This window comes from Novosphingobium endophyticum, from assembly GCF_014640675.1.
Taxonomy (GTDB): Bacteria; Pseudomonadota; Alphaproteobacteria; order Sphingomonadales; family Sphingomonadaceae; genus Novosphingobium; species Novosphingobium endophyticum.
In genome coordinates, this window is record NZ_BMHK01000047.1 from 1 (window position 1) to 17696 (window position 17696).

At 64.8% G+C, this 17696-nt stretch carries 19 protein-coding genes; 11 read left to right on the forward strand and 8 right to left on the reverse strand.

What is annotated here, in order from left to right:
- Positions 1 to 67 precede the first annotated feature (67 nt).
- Positions 68 to 1024, forward strand: a complete 957-nt coding sequence (locus IEX32_RS18635) for a TonB-dependent receptor domain-containing protein (RefSeq protein ID WP_188773049.1) — start codon at positions 68 to 70, stop codon at positions 1022 to 1024.
- 128 nt (positions 1025 to 1152) lie between these two features.
- Here IEX32_RS18635 and IEX32_RS18640 read toward each other — a convergent pair whose 3' ends face one another.
- From IEX32_RS18640 to IEX32_RS18650, 3 genes are all read right to left on the reverse strand, one after another.
- Positions 1153 to 1947: an SDR family oxidoreductase gene (locus IEX32_RS18640; protein ID WP_188773050.1), complete on the reverse strand. Its 795-nt coding sequence runs from the start codon at positions 1945 to 1947 to the stop codon at positions 1153 to 1155.
- A 149-nt stretch (positions 1948 to 2096) separates the two neighbouring features.
- Positions 2097 to 2837, reverse strand: coding sequence for an SDR family NAD(P)-dependent oxidoreductase (locus IEX32_RS18645; RefSeq protein ID WP_188773051.1), 741 nt, complete (start codon positions 2835 to 2837; stop codon positions 2097 to 2099).
- Positions 2830 to 4356, reverse strand: a complete 1527-nt coding sequence (locus tag IEX32_RS18650) for a replicative DNA helicase (RefSeq protein WP_188773066.1) — start codon at positions 4354 to 4356, stop codon at positions 2830 to 2832. The genes IEX32_RS18645 and IEX32_RS18650 overlap by 8 nt, the downstream gene beginning before the upstream one ends.
- A 132-nt stretch (positions 4357 to 4488) precedes the next feature.
- On the opposite strand from IEX32_RS18650, the gene IEX32_RS18655 reads away from it, so the two are divergent.
- Genes IEX32_RS18655 through IEX32_RS18665 form a run of 3 tightly spaced genes read left to right on the forward strand, consistent with a single transcriptional unit; the run spans position 4489 to position 6132 of the window.
- Positions 4489 to 4971 carry a UPF0262 family protein gene (locus IEX32_RS18655; RefSeq protein WP_188773052.1) on the forward strand — a complete coding sequence of 161 codons (483 nt, stop codon included), beginning with the start codon at positions 4489 to 4491 and terminating at the stop codon, positions 4969 to 4971.
- 10 nt (positions 4972 to 4981) lie between these two features.
- Positions 4982 to 5704 (forward strand): glycoside hydrolase family 25 protein, encoded by a 723-nt coding sequence (locus IEX32_RS18660; protein ID WP_188773053.1) that lies wholly within the window; start codon positions 4982 to 4984, stop codon positions 5702 to 5704.
- Positions 5701 to 6132: a cytidine deaminase gene (locus tag IEX32_RS18665; protein WP_188773054.1), complete on the forward strand. Its 432-nt coding sequence runs from the start codon at positions 5701 to 5703 to the stop codon at positions 6130 to 6132. The genes IEX32_RS18660 and IEX32_RS18665 overlap by 4 nt, the downstream gene beginning before the upstream one ends.
- A 53-nt stretch (positions 6133 to 6185) precedes the next feature.
- Here the strand turns inward: IEX32_RS18665 and IEX32_RS18670 are convergent, their stop codons facing one another.
- Complete coding sequence (locus tag IEX32_RS18670; protein ID WP_188773055.1) at positions 6186 to 7331, reverse strand: M14 family metallopeptidase; 1146 nt, start codon at positions 7329 to 7331, stop codon at positions 6186 to 6188.
- Positions 7328 to 7936, reverse strand: a complete 609-nt coding sequence (locus IEX32_RS18675) for a DUF4136 domain-containing protein (protein WP_188773056.1) — start codon at positions 7934 to 7936, stop codon at positions 7328 to 7330. Before IEX32_RS18675 ends, IEX32_RS18670 begins: the two co-directional genes overlap by 4 nt.
- A 186-nt stretch (positions 7937 to 8122) precedes the next feature.
- On the opposite strand from IEX32_RS18675, the gene ykgO reads away from it, so the two are divergent.
- The gene (gene ykgO, locus IEX32_RS18680; protein WP_003046794.1) at positions 8123 to 8248 is read left to right on the forward strand and encodes a type B 50S ribosomal protein L36; all 126 of its coding nucleotides are present in this window, start codon (positions 8123 to 8125) and stop codon (positions 8246 to 8248) included.
- 101 nt (positions 8249 to 8349) lie between these two features.
- Positions 8350 to 8976 carry an HAD-IA family hydrolase gene (locus IEX32_RS18685; RefSeq protein WP_188773057.1) on the forward strand — a complete coding sequence of 209 codons (627 nt, stop codon included), beginning with the start codon at positions 8350 to 8352 and terminating at the stop codon, positions 8974 to 8976.
- A gap of 37 nt (positions 8977 to 9013) precedes the next feature.
- Here the strand turns inward: IEX32_RS18685 and IEX32_RS18690 are convergent, their stop codons facing one another.
- Positions 9014 to 10882 carry a DUF885 domain-containing protein gene (locus IEX32_RS18690; protein ID WP_188773058.1) on the reverse strand — a complete coding sequence of 623 codons (1869 nt, stop codon included), beginning with the start codon at positions 10880 to 10882 and terminating at the stop codon, positions 9014 to 9016.
- A 76-nt stretch (positions 10883 to 10958) separates the two neighbouring features.
- Between IEX32_RS18690 and IEX32_RS18695 the strand changes: the two genes are divergently transcribed.
- On the forward strand, positions 10959 to 11165 hold the full coding sequence (locus IEX32_RS18695) for a hypothetical protein (RefSeq protein ID WP_188773059.1): 207 nt from the start codon (positions 10959 to 10961) through the stop codon (positions 11163 to 11165).
- Positions 11166 to 11244: 79 nt separating this feature from the next.
- On the opposite strand, the gene IEX32_RS18700 is transcribed toward IEX32_RS18695, so the two are convergent.
- Positions 11245 to 11901 carry an alpha/beta hydrolase gene (locus tag IEX32_RS18700; protein ID WP_188773060.1) on the reverse strand — a complete coding sequence of 219 codons (657 nt, stop codon included), beginning with the start codon at positions 11899 to 11901 and terminating at the stop codon, positions 11245 to 11247.
- A 131-nt stretch (positions 11902 to 12032) separates the two neighbouring features.
- Between IEX32_RS18700 and IEX32_RS18705 the strand changes: the two genes are divergently transcribed.
- Genes IEX32_RS18705 through IEX32_RS18715 form a run of 3 tightly spaced genes read left to right on the forward strand, consistent with a single transcriptional unit; the run spans position 12033 to position 14486 of the window.
- Entirely contained in the window at positions 12033 to 13076 is a 1044-nt protein-coding gene (locus IEX32_RS18705; RefSeq protein WP_188773061.1) for a cysteine desulfurase family protein, read from the forward strand.
- On the forward strand, positions 13073 to 14152 hold the full coding sequence (locus IEX32_RS18710) for a cysteine desulfurase family protein (protein WP_188773062.1): 1080 nt from the start codon (positions 13073 to 13075) through the stop codon (positions 14150 to 14152). Before IEX32_RS18705 ends, IEX32_RS18710 begins: the two co-directional genes overlap by 4 nt.
- Positions 14124 to 14486 (forward strand): 2Fe-2S iron-sulfur cluster-binding protein, encoded by a 363-nt coding sequence (locus IEX32_RS18715; RefSeq protein WP_188773063.1) that lies wholly within the window; start codon positions 14124 to 14126, stop codon positions 14484 to 14486. Before IEX32_RS18710 ends, IEX32_RS18715 begins: the two co-directional genes overlap by 29 nt.
- Positions 14487 to 14502: 16 nt before the next feature.
- On the opposite strand, the gene IEX32_RS18720 is transcribed toward IEX32_RS18715, so the two are convergent.
- Positions 14503 to 15039, reverse strand: coding sequence for a type 1 glutamine amidotransferase domain-containing protein (locus tag IEX32_RS18720; RefSeq protein WP_188773064.1), 537 nt, complete (start codon positions 15037 to 15039; stop codon positions 14503 to 14505).
- 105 nt (positions 15040 to 15144) lie between these two features.
- On the opposite strand from IEX32_RS18720, the gene parC reads away from it, so the two are divergent.
- Positions 15145 to 17433: a DNA topoisomerase IV subunit A gene (gene parC / locus IEX32_RS18725; protein ID WP_188773065.1), complete on the forward strand. Its 2289-nt coding sequence runs from the start codon at positions 15145 to 15147 to the stop codon at positions 17431 to 17433.
- The last annotated feature ends 263 nt before the right edge of the window (positions 17434 to 17696 follow it).

Genomic DNA, 17696 nt, shown 5'->3' on the forward strand with positions numbered 1-17696 from the left:
AGCCTTGCCAGCGGCAATTAAAATCGGCACTCAATGACGCGCCGCGACAATCACATTCTCATCCTGATTGACGCGCAAACCTCATCCAGTTTGTCGCGCTACAGGCAATATTTTAGGTGTGCCTCCCGGTACCGTTGCCTGTTCCTTGCTCTCCAGTCCATTGGCTGACGGTGTCACGGTTGATCCCGCTTCCTGCACGCGCCGGGGACGCGCGAAGTTCAGCGCTGGTAACTATGTCGCCACACTCGACTGGAAACCGGCACCTGGCCTGCTGTTCTATGGCGCGCTGCGTCACGGCTACAAGTCTGGTGGCTTCAACTCGACTTCCGACTTTTCCGGCAGCCAGTTCATTTTTACGCCTGAAAAGCTGGACGACATTGAGCTTGGCTTGAAAGTGCAGCAGAGGCTTGGGAATGTTGACGTGCGCTTCAATGCATCCGGCTTTCATGATTGGTATGACGGACTGCAACTGACAAGCGTTCTGATCGATCCTGTTGCAGGACCCCAGTCGCTCACCCAAACGGTTGGCAAGGCACGATTGTGGGGTGGCGAAGCAGAGCTCATTGTCTCGCCAGTGCACAACCTGTCTTTGGGCGCAACCTTTAATTACTTCGATGGCAAGTTCACGCGCGGGACCGTAATTGATAGCAATACTGTGGCGCGCGACGTTGCCGGTGCAAGTTACAACTCCCAGCCAAAATTCACCTATACGCTAACAGGATCCTACGGGATTGAAGTAGGCAACAGCAAGATTACACCATCGATATTTTATTCGTGGCGCAAAGGCTATTTTATTAATTTCGAGGAAGAGCCCCAAACGTTCATCCCGTCCTACGGCCTGTTGAACGGCCGTATCGAATATACCAATGTTGCAGATACCCAGATTGATGTCGCGGTGTACGCGAGAAATATCACCAACAAGACGTATTCTCTGAATAGCACTAATGGCTCAGCCTTTGGCTATGTTACTCGATTTTTCGGTGAGCCAAGAATGTATGGTATCGAGGCAAGTTATCGGTTCTGAAGCTGCCTGACACCTTTGGGCACGTTGCTCATTCATGGCGCCCGATCTGCGTCGCCACTGCACGCTCTGTAAAAAAATGGGCCGCGCCTCGCGGCGCGGCCCTGTCGGTGTATGCTGGTAGAGGTTGCTTACTTCGGCGGCATGCGGATCGCGCCGTCCAGGCGGATGCACTGGCCGTTCAGGTAGGTGTTGCGCGAAAGCTCCATAACCAGCGAGGCGAATTCCTCCGGATTGCCGAGACGCTTCGGGAAAGGCACTGCCTTGCCCAGGCCATCGAAAACCTCGGGTGCCATTTCCTTGACGCGCAGCATGGGCGGGGTGGCGAAGGTGCCGGGCAGGATCGCGTTGACGCGGATGCCGAGGTCCATGAGATCCCGCGCCATCGGCAGCACCATGGCGTTCACCGCGCCCTTGCCGCCACCATAGGCCACCTGGCCGACCTGGCCGTCCTGCGAGGCGGCCGAGGATGTGAAGATGATGCTGCCGCGCTCGCCGTCGTCGTTGAGGGGTTCGGCATTGGCCATGCCCAGGGCCGCGATCGAGGCGATCCGGTAGCTCGCGGTGAAGATTCCTTCAGCCGACCTGGCGATCTGCTCGGTGGGCGTGCGCTTGTAGGCGCCGGTCTTCTTGTCGAACGAGACGGTCTTACCGCCGCCGGCCACAACGGCGCAGTGGACGACGACGCGTTCCTGACCGTGCGCTTCGCGCGCCTTGGCGAAGCCGGCTTCGACGCTCTCCTCGTCGAGGATGTTGACGTTGCAGAACACGCCGCCGATTTCCTCGGCGAAGGCTTCGCCCGCTTCCTCGCTGATGTCGAAGATGGCGACCTTGACGCCGGCATCCGCCAGGGCCTTGGCGCTGGCACGGCCGAGGCCGGAGGCGCCTCCGGTGACGATAGCGGCGATGGTGTTGTCGATTTTCATTGGCGAAATCTCCCGCGTGTGGCGAATCGAGTTGGCGGCCTCGCTAGCCGAAATCGCCGCGCATTTGTGGCGGGGCTTCGCTTGCAGGCCGCAAGTATCGCCCCTGCGGATGGTTGGTCAATGCGGGCACGCCGGATCGTATCCGGGGATCAGGCATTGAGCCCGCCGTTCACGCTGATCACCTGACCGGTAACCTTGCGGGCCGCGTCGCCGCACAGGAACAGCGCCAGCGGCGCGATGTCCTCGGCGCCGGGCAGGCCGAGGCCGGCGCGGTTGGCGGCCCGGGCCATGCGCTCGGAACCCATGCGCCGGGCGCTGTCGCTGCCCTGGACGAAGCTGGGCGATATGGCGTGGACGCGGATGCCGTCACGGGCGGCCTCGACCGCGAGGTTGCGGACGAAACCGATGGTGGCCGCGCGCGCCGCGCCGATCAGCGTCTGGCGGCGCGCGGCGAAGATTCCCGCATCCGAGACGAAAGCGATCAGCGTGCCGCCTTCCTGCGCGAGGAAGCCGTAGGCCGCGTGGGCAAGCCGCTCGAACCAGCCCACGGAAACGTCCAGAAAGTCCGTGAAAGCCTCGGGCGACGTGTCCGGAAACAGCCCGGTTATCCCGAGCGGGCCGGTCGCCGTGCAATCGATCACGGCGTCGATCCGCCCATAATGCTCCGCGACCTCGGCGATCAGCGTTTCGGCCGCATCGTCTTCCCAGATATCGGTGATGAAACCCTCGATCACGCCTTCGTCCGAAAGCCCGGCAACGAGGGCGTGGACCTTGTCCTCGCTGCGGCCGTGGACGGCGACTTTCCAGCCTTGATCGAGCGCAAGGTGCGCGATCGCACTGCCGATGGAGCCGCTTCCCCCGGCGATCAGCAAAACCTTCGGGTCAGTCACTTTCATACGCGGCGCGCATTTCGTCCGCGGCGAGGTCGGAGAACTTGGTGATGCGCGCCTCGAAACGCAGGCGCACCTTGCCGGTGGCGCCGTGGCGCTGCTTGGCGATGATCAGTTCGGAAAGTCCGGTGACTTCCTCCATCTTCTGGCGCCAGAGTTCCCACTTTTCGCGCACGTCCGGGGAATCCGTATCGCTGGGGAACTTCGGTTCGGTCGCCTTCACATAATAGTCCTCGCGATAGACGAACCAGACCATGTCGGCGTCCTGCTCGATGGAGCCTGATTCGCGCAAGTCCGAGAGCATGGGCCGCTTGTCGTCGCGTTGCTCGACCGCGCGCGAGAGCTGCGACAGGGCGATCACGGGGACGTGCAGTTCCTTGGCCAGCGTTTTCAGGCCGCGGGAGATTTCCGAAATCTCGTTGACCCGGTTGTCGTTAGCGCGGCCCGAACCCTGGAGAAGTTGCAGATAGTCGATAACGACCAGGCCGATGTCATAGCGGCGCTTCAGGCGCCGCGCGCGGGTGCGCAGCGCGGCGATCGAGAGGCCCGGCGTATCGTCGATGTAAAGCGGCAGTTCGGCCAGCCGCTGGCTGGCGAAGGACAATTGCTGGAAATCCTCGCGGCTGATCTTGCCCATGCGCAGGGCTTCGGAACTGATGTTCGACTGCTCGGCCAGGATACGTGTCGCCAGCTGGTCCGCGCTCATTTCCAGGCTGAAGAATGCGACGGGCGCGCCAACCGACTTGGCCGGATCGATACCGTCGCGCTCGGTGTCGTCGACAAAGCGCTGGGCCGTGTTGAAGGCGATGTTTGTGACAAGCGAGGTCTTGCCCATGCCGGGCCGTCCGGCAAGGATGATGAGGTCGGAATCGTGGAGGCCGCCGATCCGCTCGTTGACCGAGGTGAGGCCGGTGGTCTTGCCCGAGATATGGCCGCCCGAGTTGAACGCCTTTTCGATGGACTGGATGGCGGTGCGGGTGGCGACGCCGAAGCTCTGCGCCTCGTTGCTGGCGGCGGCGCCTTCGGCCACCTTGTAGAGTGCGGCTTCCGCCCGCTCGACCTGCTCCATCGGCTCGACCGACTCGGACGTGTCCATGGCCCCTTCGACCAGGCCGCGCCCGACCGAGATCAGCTCGCGCAGCAGGGCCAGGTCATAGATCTGCTCGGCCAACTCGCGCGGGGCGAGAAGGCCCTGGCCATCGGCGGTAAGGCGCGCGAGGTAGGACACGCCGCCCAGCGCCTTCAGCTGCTCGTCCGCTTCGAAATAGGGCCGCAGCGTCACCGGCGTGACCACGGCCTTGCGGTCCAGCAGATGAAGAATCCGCTCGTAGATTCGGGCATGGACCGGCTCGAAGAAGTGTTGAGGCCCGAGTTGGGTCTGCAGTTCCTCGATAACGCGGTTGTCGATCAGCACGGCGCCAAGGAACGCTGCTTCCGCCTCGACGTTCGAGGGCAATGCACGGCCCTCGGCGGAAGCGGGAGATTCGGTGACGCGAAGAAGAATCTGATCCTGGGGCATAAGGCGGCGGACCATGCTCCCGTCCGCGGCTGCCAGCAAGCGGGGATTGACCCCTTTTTCATCCACAGCTTGTGGACGGACGCTCTCGGGCTTGCCGGCCCATGCTGCAAGCGCGTAAAGGGCCATTGCATCATGGCGGACCCGCGCATCACGCATATCGAACTGGACGACGCGACCATTCTGTGGCGCAACGCCGATATCGAGCAGGAACGGCGCATAGCCATCTTCGACCTGATCGAGGACAACGTCTTCAAGCCGGCGCGCAGCTTTGCCAACGGTCAGGCGGGGCCATACCATTTGCGCCTTTCGGTGCGCGATGGGCGGCTGCTCATGGAAGTATTCGATGAAGCGGGCGAACCGCTCGAGGCGATAGTGCTGGGGCTTGCCCGTTTCCGCCGTCCGATCCGCGAATATTTCGCGATTTGCGAGAGCTATTACCAGGCGATTCGCAAGGCGACCCCGCAGGAGATCGAGACCATCGACATGGCCCGGCGCGGTGTCCACAACAATGCGGCGGAACTCCTGCTCGAACGGCTGGAAGGCAAGGTGGAGACCGACTTTCCCACCGCGCGGCGTCTTTTCACCCTGATCTGCGTCCTGCATATTCGCGGGTGAGGGGGCAGGCATGGCAAGGAAACGGAACGCCGGCAGGGCGCGTGGGCGCGGAGCCGGAACGAAGCTGCGCATACTGGGCGCGCTGCTTCTTGTTGCAATGATCGCAGGTGCATGGGGCTGGTGGCACTTGCGCCACTGGCTGCCCGATCGCGCGACATATCCCATGCAGGGCGTGGAGATCGGCGTCGACGATGGGCTTGTGAACTGGAAGTCGATCAAGGCGATCGGCGCCGACTTCGTCTATATCGACGCCAGCGTCAGTGCTTTCGCGCGCGACCCGCGGTTCGTGACGAACTTCGAGGCGGCGAGGGCCGAGGAGATGCAGGTCGGCGCGGTACACCGCTACGATCCTTGCCAGCCGGCGGAGAAGCAGGCGGCCAACTTCGTTACGACCGTGCCGCGCGATCCGGACCTGCTGCCCCCGGCGGTGGACCTCGACATGCTCGCAGATGATTGCCCCTTGCGTGTTTCCGACGCAAAGGTCGAAAGCGAACTGATGACATTCCTCAACCAGGTAGAGACGCATACCGGCAAACCGGTGATGCTGAAGGTCTCGCGGCAGTTCGAATCGCGCTATGGTGTCGCCGGCAAGCTCGACCGCAACCTATGGCTGGAGCGCGACCGCTTTCTGCCCGGTTACGGCGGACGGCCGTGGACGATGTGGACCGCCAACTCCTCGTTCGCGAACGAGATCGCGGCGAACGGGCTGCGATGGGTTGTCGTCCACCCATGACCCTGGAGAAGCGAGATGCCCTGATCGCAGCCGCCCGGGACGCGGCGAGGGGTGCCTATGCGCCCTATTCGAACTTTCACGTAGGCGCGGCGCTGTTGTTGACGGACGGGTCGGTGGTGACCGGTGCCAATGTCGAGAACGCGAGTTATGGCCTTTCGCTATGCGCGGAGACGGTGGCGGCGGCGAAGGTTCTCTCGGCGGCGCGGCGCAGCGGGCTCGAAGCCGTCGCCGTGGTTGGCGGAGCGCCGGGCGCGCCGGGTGAGGGCGCGGCGGTGACGCCCTGCGGGCGCTGCCGTCAGGTCCTCAACGAACTGGCACAGCTTGGCGGTACCGATCCGGTGGTCTGGTGCGAGGGGGCGCAAGGCGTGCTGGAACTGCGTCTATCGGAACTGCTGCCCCATGCCTTCGGGCCGGCGAGTCTCGGGTAGCGCGCGGGAGACGGAGGCGTTGGCCCGGTGCCGTGCCGATTCGCGCATGCGAGCTACGCGGCCCTCTCGCGTTCCACCAGCCACTCCAGCAGCGCGCCCAGGCAATCCCGGCCCAGCTGTTTCGATCGCTCGGGGCTCCACTCCTGACGTGGGGCGGGCGCGGGGTTGTGGTCCTTGAACGGCATCTCCAGCGTCATCGCCACGCAGCCAAAACGCTCGGCGACCTGGTTGGTCGACATCGTCAGGTTGCCCTTGCCAGGCTGCGCGACCGGATAGCCGAGTCTGGTCTGGAAATCGGGGGTGCGCCGCTCGAGCAATTCGGCAAAGCGGTTGTAGCCATCGCGTTGCTCCGGCTTGAGCGAGGGTATGCCCTCGAAGCCGGCGAGGAACACCGCCGGGATGGCCTCGTCGCCGTGAACGTCCATCGCAAAGTCCACGCCGCTCGCATCCATGGCGCTGCGCAGCCCCAGAACCTCGGGTGAGCGTTCGGCGGTGGGATTGTGCCATTCGCGGTTGAGGTTCACGCCGATGGCGTTGGTGCGCAGGTGGCCCCGGCGAGAGCCATCGGGGTTGGCGTTGGGCACGATATGGAAGCGGCAGCGCCGTCGCAGTTCGCGTGCCACGGAGCTTGCCGGGGCGTTCAGCAGCTCAAGCGCGCCTTCCATCCACCATTCGGCCATTGTCTCGCCCGGATGCTGGCGGGCATAGAGCCAGACCTGCACTGGCCCCACGCCCATCTCCAGGCAGTCGATCGGCTGGCCGTCGAGCGTGGTGCCGAGACATCGGTACTCGGCGCTGCCCGCACTGGCCGCGCGCGCGATCAGGTCGTGGTGTCGCTCCATGGAATAGGGCGCGAAATAGGCGAGCCAGGCAAGGTCGCCGGAGGGACGGTAGGTCACGGTCAGCGTACCGCCTTCCCGGCTCTCGTCCCACTGGCTCGCGGCGCGGCCCCAGAAATGTCGGTCTTCGGATACCGCTGCGTTGTAACGGGACCAGCCCAGCGGATAGGCGGACTGGTTGAGACCGGTGATCCGCAACGTCAGTTCGCGCCCTCCGGCGCCGCTGACGCGGAAGTGGAACCACTGAAAGAAATCCGAATCCCGGTCGCGCCGGATGGCAAGGCGCGCCTCTGTGCCGTCGATGGAGAGAACTTCGATGTTTCCGGAATCGAATGCGGCGCTGATCTGGATGTCGCTCATTTCACGAGAATAGTTTCGCCTGACTGCCCCGGAAAGTCCTTGAACAGCGCCTCGGCCATTTTCGCCGCGCCGAGCGGGGTCTGGGCGAGGGGGGAGTCGGCGCGCACAGCGAAACTCGCGCGGCCTTCCCAGATCGTGCGGCCGCTGTCGCGTTCGCGGATCATGACGTGCATCCGCGTCTCGACCTGCTCGGGCGGCGGACCGGAAAGGTTGATGCCGAGGCCTACGCCGAGACCCGATCCGTAGCTGCCGGTACTGCCGCCGACACCGACCGAGACGGGGCTGCCGTCGCGTCCGGGGCGATACCGGTGGCGCTCGATCGAAAGCGTCGCGACCTGCTGGCCCGGCGCGCCGGCTTGGGCCGCGTCGGAATAGCCGAGGCGCGTCAGCTCGCGCATGACGGCGCCCGCGTAAGTGCGAAACTCGATGCCGCCCTCCTGGCCCGGCGCCGGTTCGACGCTGATCGTGCCCTGGCGCAGCGGGATCGCGTCCGGGGCATGGAAGCGCGTAACTTCGACAGGACCGACAGGTGCCACACAGCCGGCAAGTGCGGTTGCGATGGCTAAGGTTGCAGCGCCTCCGACGGTTTGCAGGAACTTGCGCATTTTATCCTCTCCGGTAGCGGTGCAACCCGGTGTGCAGCGGCGGGAGGGGGGATGCAAGCGGCTCGTGACTCTCCTGCACGAGATCGGCCTGCGGCGCTTGACTTTACGGGCGCTGCCGCCTAACGGCCCGACTTCAATTTTCCGGCGCGGTCGGTAACCGCCCGACAGACGCAGACGAGACAAACGATGAAGATTCGCAACAGCCTGAAGTCGCTCAAGGACCGTCACCGGGACAACCGCGTGATCCGCCGTCGCGGCCGTACTTACGTCATCAACAAGACCAATCGCCGCTTCAAGGCTCGCCAGGGCTGATTCGTTTCGTCCATCCCCGCCAATGACCGGCGGGGATCAACGGCGGACGGGCCATTCTCGTTGAAGACATGATGGCCCCCGCCATTCGCGGGGGTCTTGTCATGTCTGCCGATGACGAAACCGGAGGCATCAAAGCCGTTGTGTTCGACGTGGGCCGCGTGCTCATCCAGTGGGACCTGCGCGCCCTCTATGCCAAGCTGATCGACGATGCCGGGCATCTCGACTGGTTCTGCTCCACCGTCGTCACCGAGGAGTGGCATTTCCAGCACGATGCCGGGCGCGCCCTCGCGGACATGGTCGCCGAGCGCAAGGCCGAGTTTCCCGGCCACGACGAACTGATTGACGCTTACGCCGTGCGCTTTCTCGAAACCATTCCCGGCGCGGTTCCGGGCACTTATGAGATCGTGCGCGAACTCAATGATCGCGATCTTCCGCTCTTCGCGATCACCAATTTCGGCAGCGAGCTCTGGCGCGAGTTCCGCGCGGGCGAGCCGTTGCTCGACCTGTTCGGCGACATTGTCGTTTCCGGGGACGAGAAGCTGGTCAAGCCTGACGCGCGCATCTTCGAACTAGCCGCGCGTCGCTTCGGTTATCCGCCGCAAGCGATGCTGTTCATCGATGACAACGCCGCCAATGTTGCGGCGGCCGCCGCACTGGGGTGGCATGTCCACCATTTTGCAGACGCCGCCCGGCTGCGCGCGGATCTGGAGGCCCGGGGACTGCTCTGACAGGTCGCGGTCGGTGAAAGCCGCTGGGACATGTCGTTCAGGCCCTGCGCGCGTTTGCGATATAGCGGCTGACATTGTCCGCCAGCACGTCGAGCGGCACGTTGCCGCCATCGACCACCGCCTGGTCGAAGTCCCTCAGGTCATAGGCCGTTCCCAGCACCGCCTGCGCGCGGTCGCGTTGGCGGTTGATCTCGTTGTGACCCATCTTGTAGCCGCAGGCCTGCCCCGGCCATGAACAATAGCGGTCCACCTCATTGACCACTTCCTCGCGCTTGTTCCCGTTTTTCTCCATGAAGAAGCGGATCGCCTGTTCGCGGGTCCAGCCCTTGGTGTGGAGGCCCGTGTCCACCACCATGCGGCAGGCGCGGAAAGCGATTGACTGCAGATAGCCGAGGCGGCCGACCGGATCATCGTCGTAAGCGCCCAGTTCATCGGCGAGTTGTTCGCCGTAAAGCGCCCAACCTTCCGAATAGGCATTGAAGGCCAGGATCGAACGGATCAGCGGCAGGCGATTGGCGTATTCGCCCTGCCAGACGTGGCCCGGGATCGCCTCGTGATGGACGAGCGTGGGCAGGTCGTACTTGCGGTGCAGGTCGGTGCTGCGCAGATTGATCCACATCTTGCCGGGGACGGTCCCGTCCTTCGAGCCTGCTCCGCCATAGGCCGTGGGCGCGCCCGGTTCCTCGGCGGGCGGAAGCCGGCGCACTTCGACATTGCCGGGCACGAGTTCGCGGAAGGCGCGCGGCATCTGCGCGCGGATCCAGTCGATGCGTTTCCGGATGAAGGCAAGGATTTCCGCCCGGCCCGGATCGCCCTCGGCGAACATGAAGCGTCTGTCCTTGCCCAGCGCCGTCATGCGCGCGCCGACAGTACCCCGGGTATAACCGAGCGAGCGCAGGATCGGGTCCATCCGCGCGTGGAGCGCCGCGAGCTGATCGAGGCCGCGCGTATGGACTTCCTCGGGCGGAACATGCGTCGTGGTGCTGGTGCGCAAAGCCCAGGCATAGAATTCGCTGCCGCCGGGACGTTCGCGCAAGCCGGGGTCGCTTGTGGCGAGGGCGCGCTGGCGCTTGAGTTCGGTGAGCTGGCGTTCGAGGGCGGGAACCGTCTGCCCGGCGACGATGCTTTTCGCGTCGGTCTGCCAGTTGCCGGGAAACGACCCGGTGCGGTCCACCAGCGAACGCACGAGACCGCCACCGCCGTCGCGCGCATCGGCGATGGTGCCGGTCATCTGCGTGATCGCGCGGTCGAGCAGGAAGTCGGGCGGGATCAGGCCCATTGCGGCGGCGCTGCGCATCCGTTCGAGTTCGCCATCGAGCTGATCGTCCATCTGGCCGAGCCGGGAGAGATAGGCGTCCGCGTCTTCGCGCGTCCTGATCGGGTGATCGGCGTCGAGAAAGCGCGGCGTGTCGAGATAGGCGCCGACATTCTGGATCACGACATAAGGCGCATTGCGCCAGCCGCCGACCGCGACGTCCCCGTAAGGCTGGGCGAAACCGTCGAGCGCGGTCCGGTATGCGCTTCGGACGACCGCGAGGCTGGTTTGGGTGGATGCGTCCAGGCTGGCCGCGTCGACCCGTTCGATCCGGGCGAGATCCTCGCGAAGGGTCTGCGCGAGCTGGGTCCTGCCTTCGGCTGAACGGTCTTCGAGACGGTAACGCAAGCCGGCGTGCTCGCCGACGTCGACGCCGAGCCCGGTCGCGCTTTCGGGGACGTGTCGCAGCAGGCGCCAGGCGATCTGGTCGAGAAGGGTGGCGGCGCCGGGCGCAGCGGCTTGCGTGGAGACCGGCGGGCTGGTGAGCGTACGGGCGCAGCCGGGCAGCGCGAGGCTTGCTGTGCCAACGGCCAGCACCCGCAGTGCCGAACGACGCGACAAACGACTGGAATGTGGGGGTGTATCGAGCATGGCCGGAAATTGGCGGCGCTGGGCGAACAAGTCAAACCGGCTCGCCTCACGCGCGCCGCTGCGCTAGCAATGGGAAATGGACATCGCGATTTCCCTTCTCGTACTGACTGCCATCGCCCTCGTGCTGGGGGCCGTCGCCCTGTTCCGGCGTGGTGGCTATCGCAAGCAGGCGGTGCTGATGCTCGTGCTGGCGGCGGTCATGGCGGTGAACGTGGTGATCTGGACCGTGCCGACGCAGGAAGGGAAATCCCTGGTCACGGAAACGGAAAAGGCGCCGGAGTGATCCGACACCTTTTCAAATCTTCCCGTTCAGGGTGATGCGGAGAGCTGGCGTTCGCCTGCGCGAATACCAGTCAGCGGCGTCACTTGATCGGACAATCCGGCGCAAGGCGCATGTCGAGATAATTGTCGACCGCGCGCATCAGCTCGTCGGTCTCATTCTCGAAAAAGTGGTTCGCGCGCGGGATCTCGTCGTGATGGATGGTGATGTGCTTCTGCGTGCGCAGCTTGTCGACCAGCTTTTGGACGGCGCTCGGCGTTACCACCGTGTCGGCCGTGCCCTGGATAATAATGCCGGAGGCCGGGCAGGGCGCCAGGAAGCTGAAGTCGTACATGTTCGCCGGCGGCGCGACCGAGATGAAGCCGCGAATCTCCGGTCGGCGCATCAGAAGCTGCATGCCGATCAGCGCGCCGAAGCTGGTTCCAGCGATCCATGTGGTAGAGGCCTCCGCATGGATCGACTGCACCCAGTCGAGCGCGGCGGCGGCGTCCGAAAGCTCACCGATGCCGTTGTCGAAGCTGCCCTGGCTGCGGCCGACGCCACGGAAATTGAAGCGCAGCGTGGCGAACCCGCGGTTGACGAATGTCTTGTAGAGGTGCTGGGTGATCCGGTCGTTCATCGTTCCGCCCGCCTGCGGATGTGGGTGGAGGATCATGGCTACCGGTGCGCGGGGGCGTGGAGCGGGCTGGAACCGGCCTTCAAGGCGGCCTTCAGGACCGGGAAAGATGACTGCGGGCATTTGTATTTACGACCTGACCTGTTGAAACTCCCGCAAAGGGCTGCGATCTGCGCTCGCCTGCCGTTAGCGGGAGTGGAAAAGACACGGATCGCTATATAGAAGCCTTTGCCCTGAAAACAACTTTGCAAGCGATGCCGGCTGAACCTCTCTATCTCGACCACGCGGCGACCACGCCGCTCCTGCCCGCCGCGCGCGACGCCTGGCTGGAAGGCGCGGCGATGTGGGCCAATCCCTCGAGCCCGCATCGGCAGGGGCGCGCGGCGCGCGCAGCGCTGGAGGATGCGCGCGCACGGGTGAAGCAGGCGCTGGGCTGGGAAGGCGAGGTCATCTTCACTTCGGGCGCGAGCGAGGCGTTGGCGCTGGCGATTTCTCGCAGCAAGGCGCCTTTGCGCGCGGTTTCGGCGGTGGAGCATGATTCGGTGCTTCGGCTCGCGGGTGAAGCAGCCCGTCTGGGGGTGGACGACTGCGGGCGAATCGACGCGGCGGAGGCCGCCGAGGAAGGGCTCGTCGCCGTCCAGCAGGTCAACAGCGAGACGGGTGTCGTGCAGACGCTGGAGGACATTGCCGAAACGGTGCGCCGCGCCGGCGGCGTGCTTCTGGCCGATTGCGCGCAAGGGGCGGGCAAGAGACCCTTGCCCGACGCTGACCTGATCGCGCTTTCCGCGCACAAGTTCGGCGGACCCATCGGCGTCGGCGCATTGCTGGTGCGCCACTGGAACCTGCTTCAGCCCAGCGGCGGTCAGGAGCGCGGTTATCGTCCGGGCACGGAAAACCTGCCGGGCGTGCTCGCCATGGCGGCGGCGCTCGAGGCCGGTTCCGGCTGGATAGAGGAAGCGGCGCGTCTGCGCGGGCTTTTGGAAGGAGCGATCGTCGAGGCCGGCGGAGAAGTCGTTGCGGCAGGCGCGATGCGCTCGGTGACGATCGGCAGCTATCGCATGCCTGGGAAGTCCGCCGCCGCGCAGCTCATCCGCTTCGATGCGATGGGCATTGCGGTCTCGGCGGGCAGCGCCTGCTCCTCGGGCTCGCTCAGGACGAGCCATGTGCTGGAGGCCATGGACTATCCGCATCCCTCCGAAGTCATCCGCGTCTCGATCGGCCGCGAGACAAGCGAGGCGGACGTCGAGAGGTTCGTTGCCGCGTGGAAGCAGATCGCCGGCCTGGGGGTGGCGGCATGATCTACCTCGATTATCAGGCGACAACGCCGCTTGCGCCCGAGGCGCGCGAGGCAATGCTGCCATGGCTGGGCGGACCCGGAACCATGGGTTTCGCCAATCCGCATAGCCCCCACCGGCCGGGACGCGCCGCTGCCGCTGCGGTGGAAGCGGCGCGCGAACAGGTCGCCTCGATCCTGCCGCCGGGGGGAAAGGTGGTCTTCACCTCAGGCGCGACCGAGGCGCTGAATCTGGCGCTTGCCGGATCGCGCGCGCGGCGGCTTGCGGTGTCGGCCATCGAACATGCCGCCGTGCTCGATACGGCTTCCGTTCTCGACCCGGGCCTGACCGTGCTTCCCGTCGACGGGGAAGGGCTGGTCGATCCCTCGGTGCCTCTGGGGGAGGAGGCAGGTCTGGTCGCGGTGATGCAGGTCAATAACGAAATCGGCACGATCCAGCCTGTCGAGGAACTGGCCGAGGCGGCCCATGCCGCCGGCGCGCTGTTCCTGTGCGATGCGGTGCAGGGCGTCGGCAAGATGGCTCCGCCCGCGAATGCCGACCTGATCGCGGTCTCCGCGCACAAGCTCTATGGCCCGAAAGGCATCGGCGCGCTGTGGGTGCGCGACGGCATCGAGCTGGCGCCGGTGATCCACGGCGGCGGGCAGGAGCAGGGACTGCGCTCGGGCACGCTGAGCCCGGCGCTCTGCGCGGGATTCGGAGCCGCCGCCGCATTGTCCAAAGCGCGCATGAAAGAGGATGCCGCGCATATCGAGGCGCTATGGTTGCGCGCGCGAGAGATCCTGGGGCGTTGGACGCTCAACGGTTCGGCGCACCAGCGCTGGCACGGCAATCTCAATTTGCGCCTCCCTGGCCTCGACGTCGCCCGCCTGATGTCCGATTTGCGCAACGTGGCATTCTCGGCCGGGTCGGCATGCGCCAGCGGATCCGGACGGACGAGCCACGTGCTCAGTGCCCTGGGGCTTGGCGAAAAGGACGCCAAAGCCTCTATCCGTCTCGGATTCGGGAGGTATACTGCGGGCCGGGAAATCGAGGATGCCTGCGCGCAAATAGATGCCGCTGCAGCGGCGCAGGGAGTCTGAATTGCTGACAATCCGATTTTTGACGGCCGAGGGAAACAAGGTCGCGGTGGAGGCCGAGGCGGGTGCGTGCCTGCTCGATGTGGCCCAGGCGGCCGGGATGCCGCTGGAGGGAACCTGCGAGGGACAGATGGCCTGCTCGACCTGTCACGTGATCGTTGCGCCCGAGTGGTTCGAGAAGCTCGCTCCCGCCTCCAGCGATGAAGAGGACATGCTTGATCTGGCTGCCGGGGTGACGCGTACCAGCCGCCTGTCGTGCCAGATCGAACTGACCGAGGCGCTCGACGGGATCGAGCTGCGCATCCCCGGAATCTCGCACGACATGCAGATCGGCTGACCCGCGCGGGACCTCGTCAGGCCTGCACCGTTTCGTTAACCGCCGTGATGACCGCTTTCGAAAAGGCGGGAATATCGTCCGGCTTGCGGCTGGTGATGAGATTGCCGTCGACCACGACTTCCTTGTCCACCACCTTGGCCCCTGCATTGCGCAGGTCGGTGCGGATCGAGGGCCAGCTTGTGACGGTGCGGCCGGCAAGCACGTCTGCCTCCGCCAGCAGCCAGGGGCCGTGGCAGATCGCCGCTACTGTCTTGCCGGCGGTAAAGAAGGTGTGCACCAGTTCCACCGCCGTCCGGTTCATCCGCAGCTTGTCCGGGTTGATCTGTCCTCCCGGCACGAGGATCGCGTCGTAGTCGTTCGCACGCACATCTTCGATGTCCTTGTCGACCTTCACGTTGTCGCCCCAGTCGGTGTGGTTCCAGCCTTTGATCTCGCCGCTTTGGGGGCTGGCAACCGTCGTTCCGATCCCCGCCGCTTCGAGGGCTTCGCGCGGCTTGAGCAGCTCCGATTGCTCGAAGCCGTCGCTGGCGATGATGAGGACTTGCTTGGCCATTTCGTGATCTCCTTGGAATTGAGTCTTCGAAAGACCAATGAACGGCGCAAAACTCGGGTTCCGCCAGTTCCTCTCCGGCCGTCGCGTTGCTAGTGCGGTTGGGCCATGGTGACCACGACCGAAGACGAATCCGATCCCTTTGACGCCATCGTCGATGCGCCGTTCGATGCCGCTCTGTCCGAGCGTTACCTTGTCTATGCCCTGTCCACGATTACGGCGCGGTCGCTGCCGGACCTCAGGGACGGGCTGAAACCGGTACACCGGCGCCTGCTCTGGGCGATGCGGCAGCTGAAGCTCGATCCGGCGAGTGCCTACAAGAAGTCGGCCCGCGTCGTTGGCGACGTGATCGGCAAATATCACCCGCATGGCGACGCTTCGGTCTACGATGCCATGGTGCGCCTCGCGCAGAGTTTCTCGCTGCGTTACCCGCTGGTCGAGGGGCAGGGAAACTTCGGCAATATCGATGGCGATAACGCGGCGGCCTATCGCTACACCGAAGCGCGCCTGACGCGGACCGCGATCCAGCTCATGTCCGGGCTGGACGAGGGCACGGTCGATTTCGTACCCACCTACAACGGCGAGGAAAGCGAACCGGAGATCTTCCCCGGCCTGTTCCCCAACCTGCTTGCCAATGGCTCGACCGGCATCGCGGTCGGCATGGCGACTTCGATCCCGAGCCATAACGTCGCCGAGATCATCGACGCGACGTTGATGCTGATCGACAATCCCCACGCCGAGCACGCCCAATTGATGGAAGTGTTCAAGGGGCCGGACTTCGCCACCGGCGGCCTGGTCGTCGACAGCCCAGACGCGATCTCGCAGGCTTACGAGACCGGCAAGGGCGCTTTCCGCATGCGCGGCCGCTTTTCGACCGGACGGGACGAGGCGGGCAACTGGGAAGAGACGGGGATCGAAAAGCTGGGCGGCGGCCAGTGGCAGCTCGTCATCAGCGAAATCCCTTACATGCTCGCCAAGGGCAAGCTGATCGAGCAGGTCGCCCAGCTTATCGCCGACCGCAAGCTGCCGATCCTGGAGGACATTCGCGACGAGAGCGACGAGCAGGTCCGCATCGTCTTCGTGCCCAAGAGCCGCAATGTCGATCCCGAACTGCTGAAAGAGAGCCTTTACCGGCTGACGGACCTCGAATCGAAGTTCAGCCTCAATCTCAACGTCCTGGATTCCCACAGGACGCCGGGGGTCATGGGGCTGAAGCTGTTGCTGCAGGAATGGACCTACAGCCAGATCGATATCCTGCTGCGCCGCACCCGCCACCGGCTCGACAAGATCGCCTCGCGGCTGGAACTGGTCGAAGGCTATATCATTGCCTACCTCAACCTCGACCGGATCATCGAGATCATCCGCACCGAGGATGAGCCCAAGCCGGTGATGATGGCCGAATTCAACCTCACCGACCGGCAGGCCGAAGCGATCCTCAACATGCGTCTGCGCAGCTTGCGCAAGCTTGAGGAAATGGAGCTGCGGCACGAGCGGGAGGATCTGCTTCGGGAGCAGGACGAGCTGCAAAAGCTGCTCGACAGTCCCGCCCGGCAGCGTACCCGCCTCAAGCGCGATCTCACCGCGCTGCGCAAGGACTATGCCGAGGATACGGTGCTCGGCCGCCGTCGCACCACGATCGCGCAGGCAAGGCCGACGGTCGAGTTCAGCATGGACGCGATGATCGAGAAGGAGCCGGTGACGGTGATCCTCTCGCAGCGCGGCTGGATTCGCGGGGCCAAGGGGCACGTACCGCTGGATGGCGACTTCAAGTTCAAGGAAGGCGACGGCCCGGCTTTCGCATTCCACGCGCAGACGACCGACAAGATCCTGATCGCGGTGGACAGCGGGCGCTTCTACACCCTGGGCGCCGACAAGCTGCCCGGTGCGCGCGGCTTCGGTGAGCCGATCAGGACGATGGTTGACATAGACGCTGATGCGCAGATCGTCGCGGCCATGGCTTACAGGCCCAAGGCGCAACTGCTGCTGGCCTCGAATGTCGGGCGGGGCTTTGCCGCAGAGGCCGATGAACTGCTCGCGGAAACCCGCAAGGGCCGCGCGGTGATGAGCACCAAGCCGGGTGTACGCCTCGCCGTCGTGCGCGAGATCCCGCCCGAGCACGACCACGTCGCGGTCGTCGGCGACAACCGCAAGCTGGTGATCTTCAGCCTCGAGGAGCTGCCCGTGCTCGCCAAGGGGCAGGGCGTTACCCTGCAACGTTACCGCGACGGTGGCATGTCCGATGTTACGACGCTCAGGCTGGAAGAGGGGCTGTCGTGGACCATGGGCGGCGAGAGCGGCCGGACCCGGACCGAAAAGGACATGGTCATGTGGAAGGTGGCGCGCGGCGCCGCCGGCCGCCTGCCGCCGAACGGGTTTCCGAGGGACAACAAGTTCTGAAGCAGGCCACGCCTGCTGCCGGCTCCGGAGCGTTTCCGCTTTGAGCGGATGCACTGCGTACTCGCTGCCGCGTTCTGAAATTGAAGCTCCTTCTTCTTTCAGTCAGCTTGGCTGAACTTGTTCCAGTATCCGTCTAGGTTGTATCGCCATCGGACAGGCCTAGTGGTTTCCGCCTAACGGAAGAGTCCTGAAAGGGATTCCCAGGCCGAGGCGCCTATGCGATGGGAGGGCATGCGCACTGGAATAGCCTTTACCGTTTCTCC

Coding starts and splice junctions, on each gene's coding strand:
- IEX32_RS18640 (WP_188773050.1), bottom strand. CDS start 1,947: ATGAAAATCGACAACACCATCGCCGCTATCGTCACCGGAGGCGCCTCC.
- IEX32_RS18650 (WP_188773066.1), bottom strand. CDS start 4,356: ATGCCCCAGGATCAGATTCTTCTTCGCGTCACCGAATCTCCCGCTTCC.
- IEX32_RS18655 (WP_188773052.1), top strand. CDS start 4,489: ATGGCGGACCCGCGCATCACGCATATCGAACTGGACGACGCGACCATT.
- IEX32_RS18660 (WP_188773053.1), top strand. CDS start 4,982: ATGGCAAGGAAACGGAACGCCGGCAGGGCGCGTGGGCGCGGAGCCGGA.
- IEX32_RS18665 (WP_188773054.1), top strand. CDS start 5,701: ATGACCCTGGAGAAGCGAGATGCCCTGATCGCAGCCGCCCGGGACGCG.
- IEX32_RS18670 (WP_188773055.1), bottom strand. CDS start 7,331: ATGAGCGACATCCAGATCAGCGCCGCATTCGATTCCGGAAACATCGAA.
- IEX32_RS18675 (WP_188773056.1), bottom strand. CDS start 7,936: ATGCGCAAGTTCCTGCAAACCGTCGGAGGCGCTGCAACCTTAGCCATC.
- ykgO (WP_003046794.1), top strand. CDS start 8,123: ATGAAGATTCGCAACAGCCTGAAGTCGCTCAAGGACCGTCACCGGGAC.
- IEX32_RS18685 (WP_188773057.1), top strand. CDS start 8,350: ATGTCTGCCGATGACGAAACCGGAGGCATCAAAGCCGTTGTGTTCGAC.
- IEX32_RS18690 (WP_188773058.1), bottom strand. CDS start 10,882: ATGCTCGATACACCCCCACATTCCAGTCGTTTGTCGCGTCGTTCGGCA.
- IEX32_RS18695 (WP_188773059.1), top strand. CDS start 10,959: ATGGACATCGCGATTTCCCTTCTCGTACTGACTGCCATCGCCCTCGTG.
- IEX32_RS18700 (WP_188773060.1), bottom strand. CDS start 11,901: ATGCCCGCAGTCATCTTTCCCGGTCCTGAAGGCCGCCTTGAAGGCCGG.
- IEX32_RS18705 (WP_188773061.1), top strand. CDS start 12,033: ATGCCGGCTGAACCTCTCTATCTCGACCACGCGGCGACCACGCCGCTC.
- IEX32_RS18710 (WP_188773062.1), top strand. CDS start 13,073: ATGATCTACCTCGATTATCAGGCGACAACGCCGCTTGCGCCCGAGGCG.
- IEX32_RS18715 (WP_188773063.1), top strand. CDS start 14,124: ATGCCGCTGCAGCGGCGCAGGGAGTCTGAATTGCTGACAATCCGATTT.
- IEX32_RS18720 (WP_188773064.1), bottom strand. CDS start 15,039: ATGGCCAAGCAAGTCCTCATCATCGCCAGCGACGGCTTCGAGCAATCG.
- parC (WP_188773065.1), top strand. CDS start 15,145: ATGGTGACCACGACCGAAGACGAATCCGATCCCTTTGACGCCATCGTC.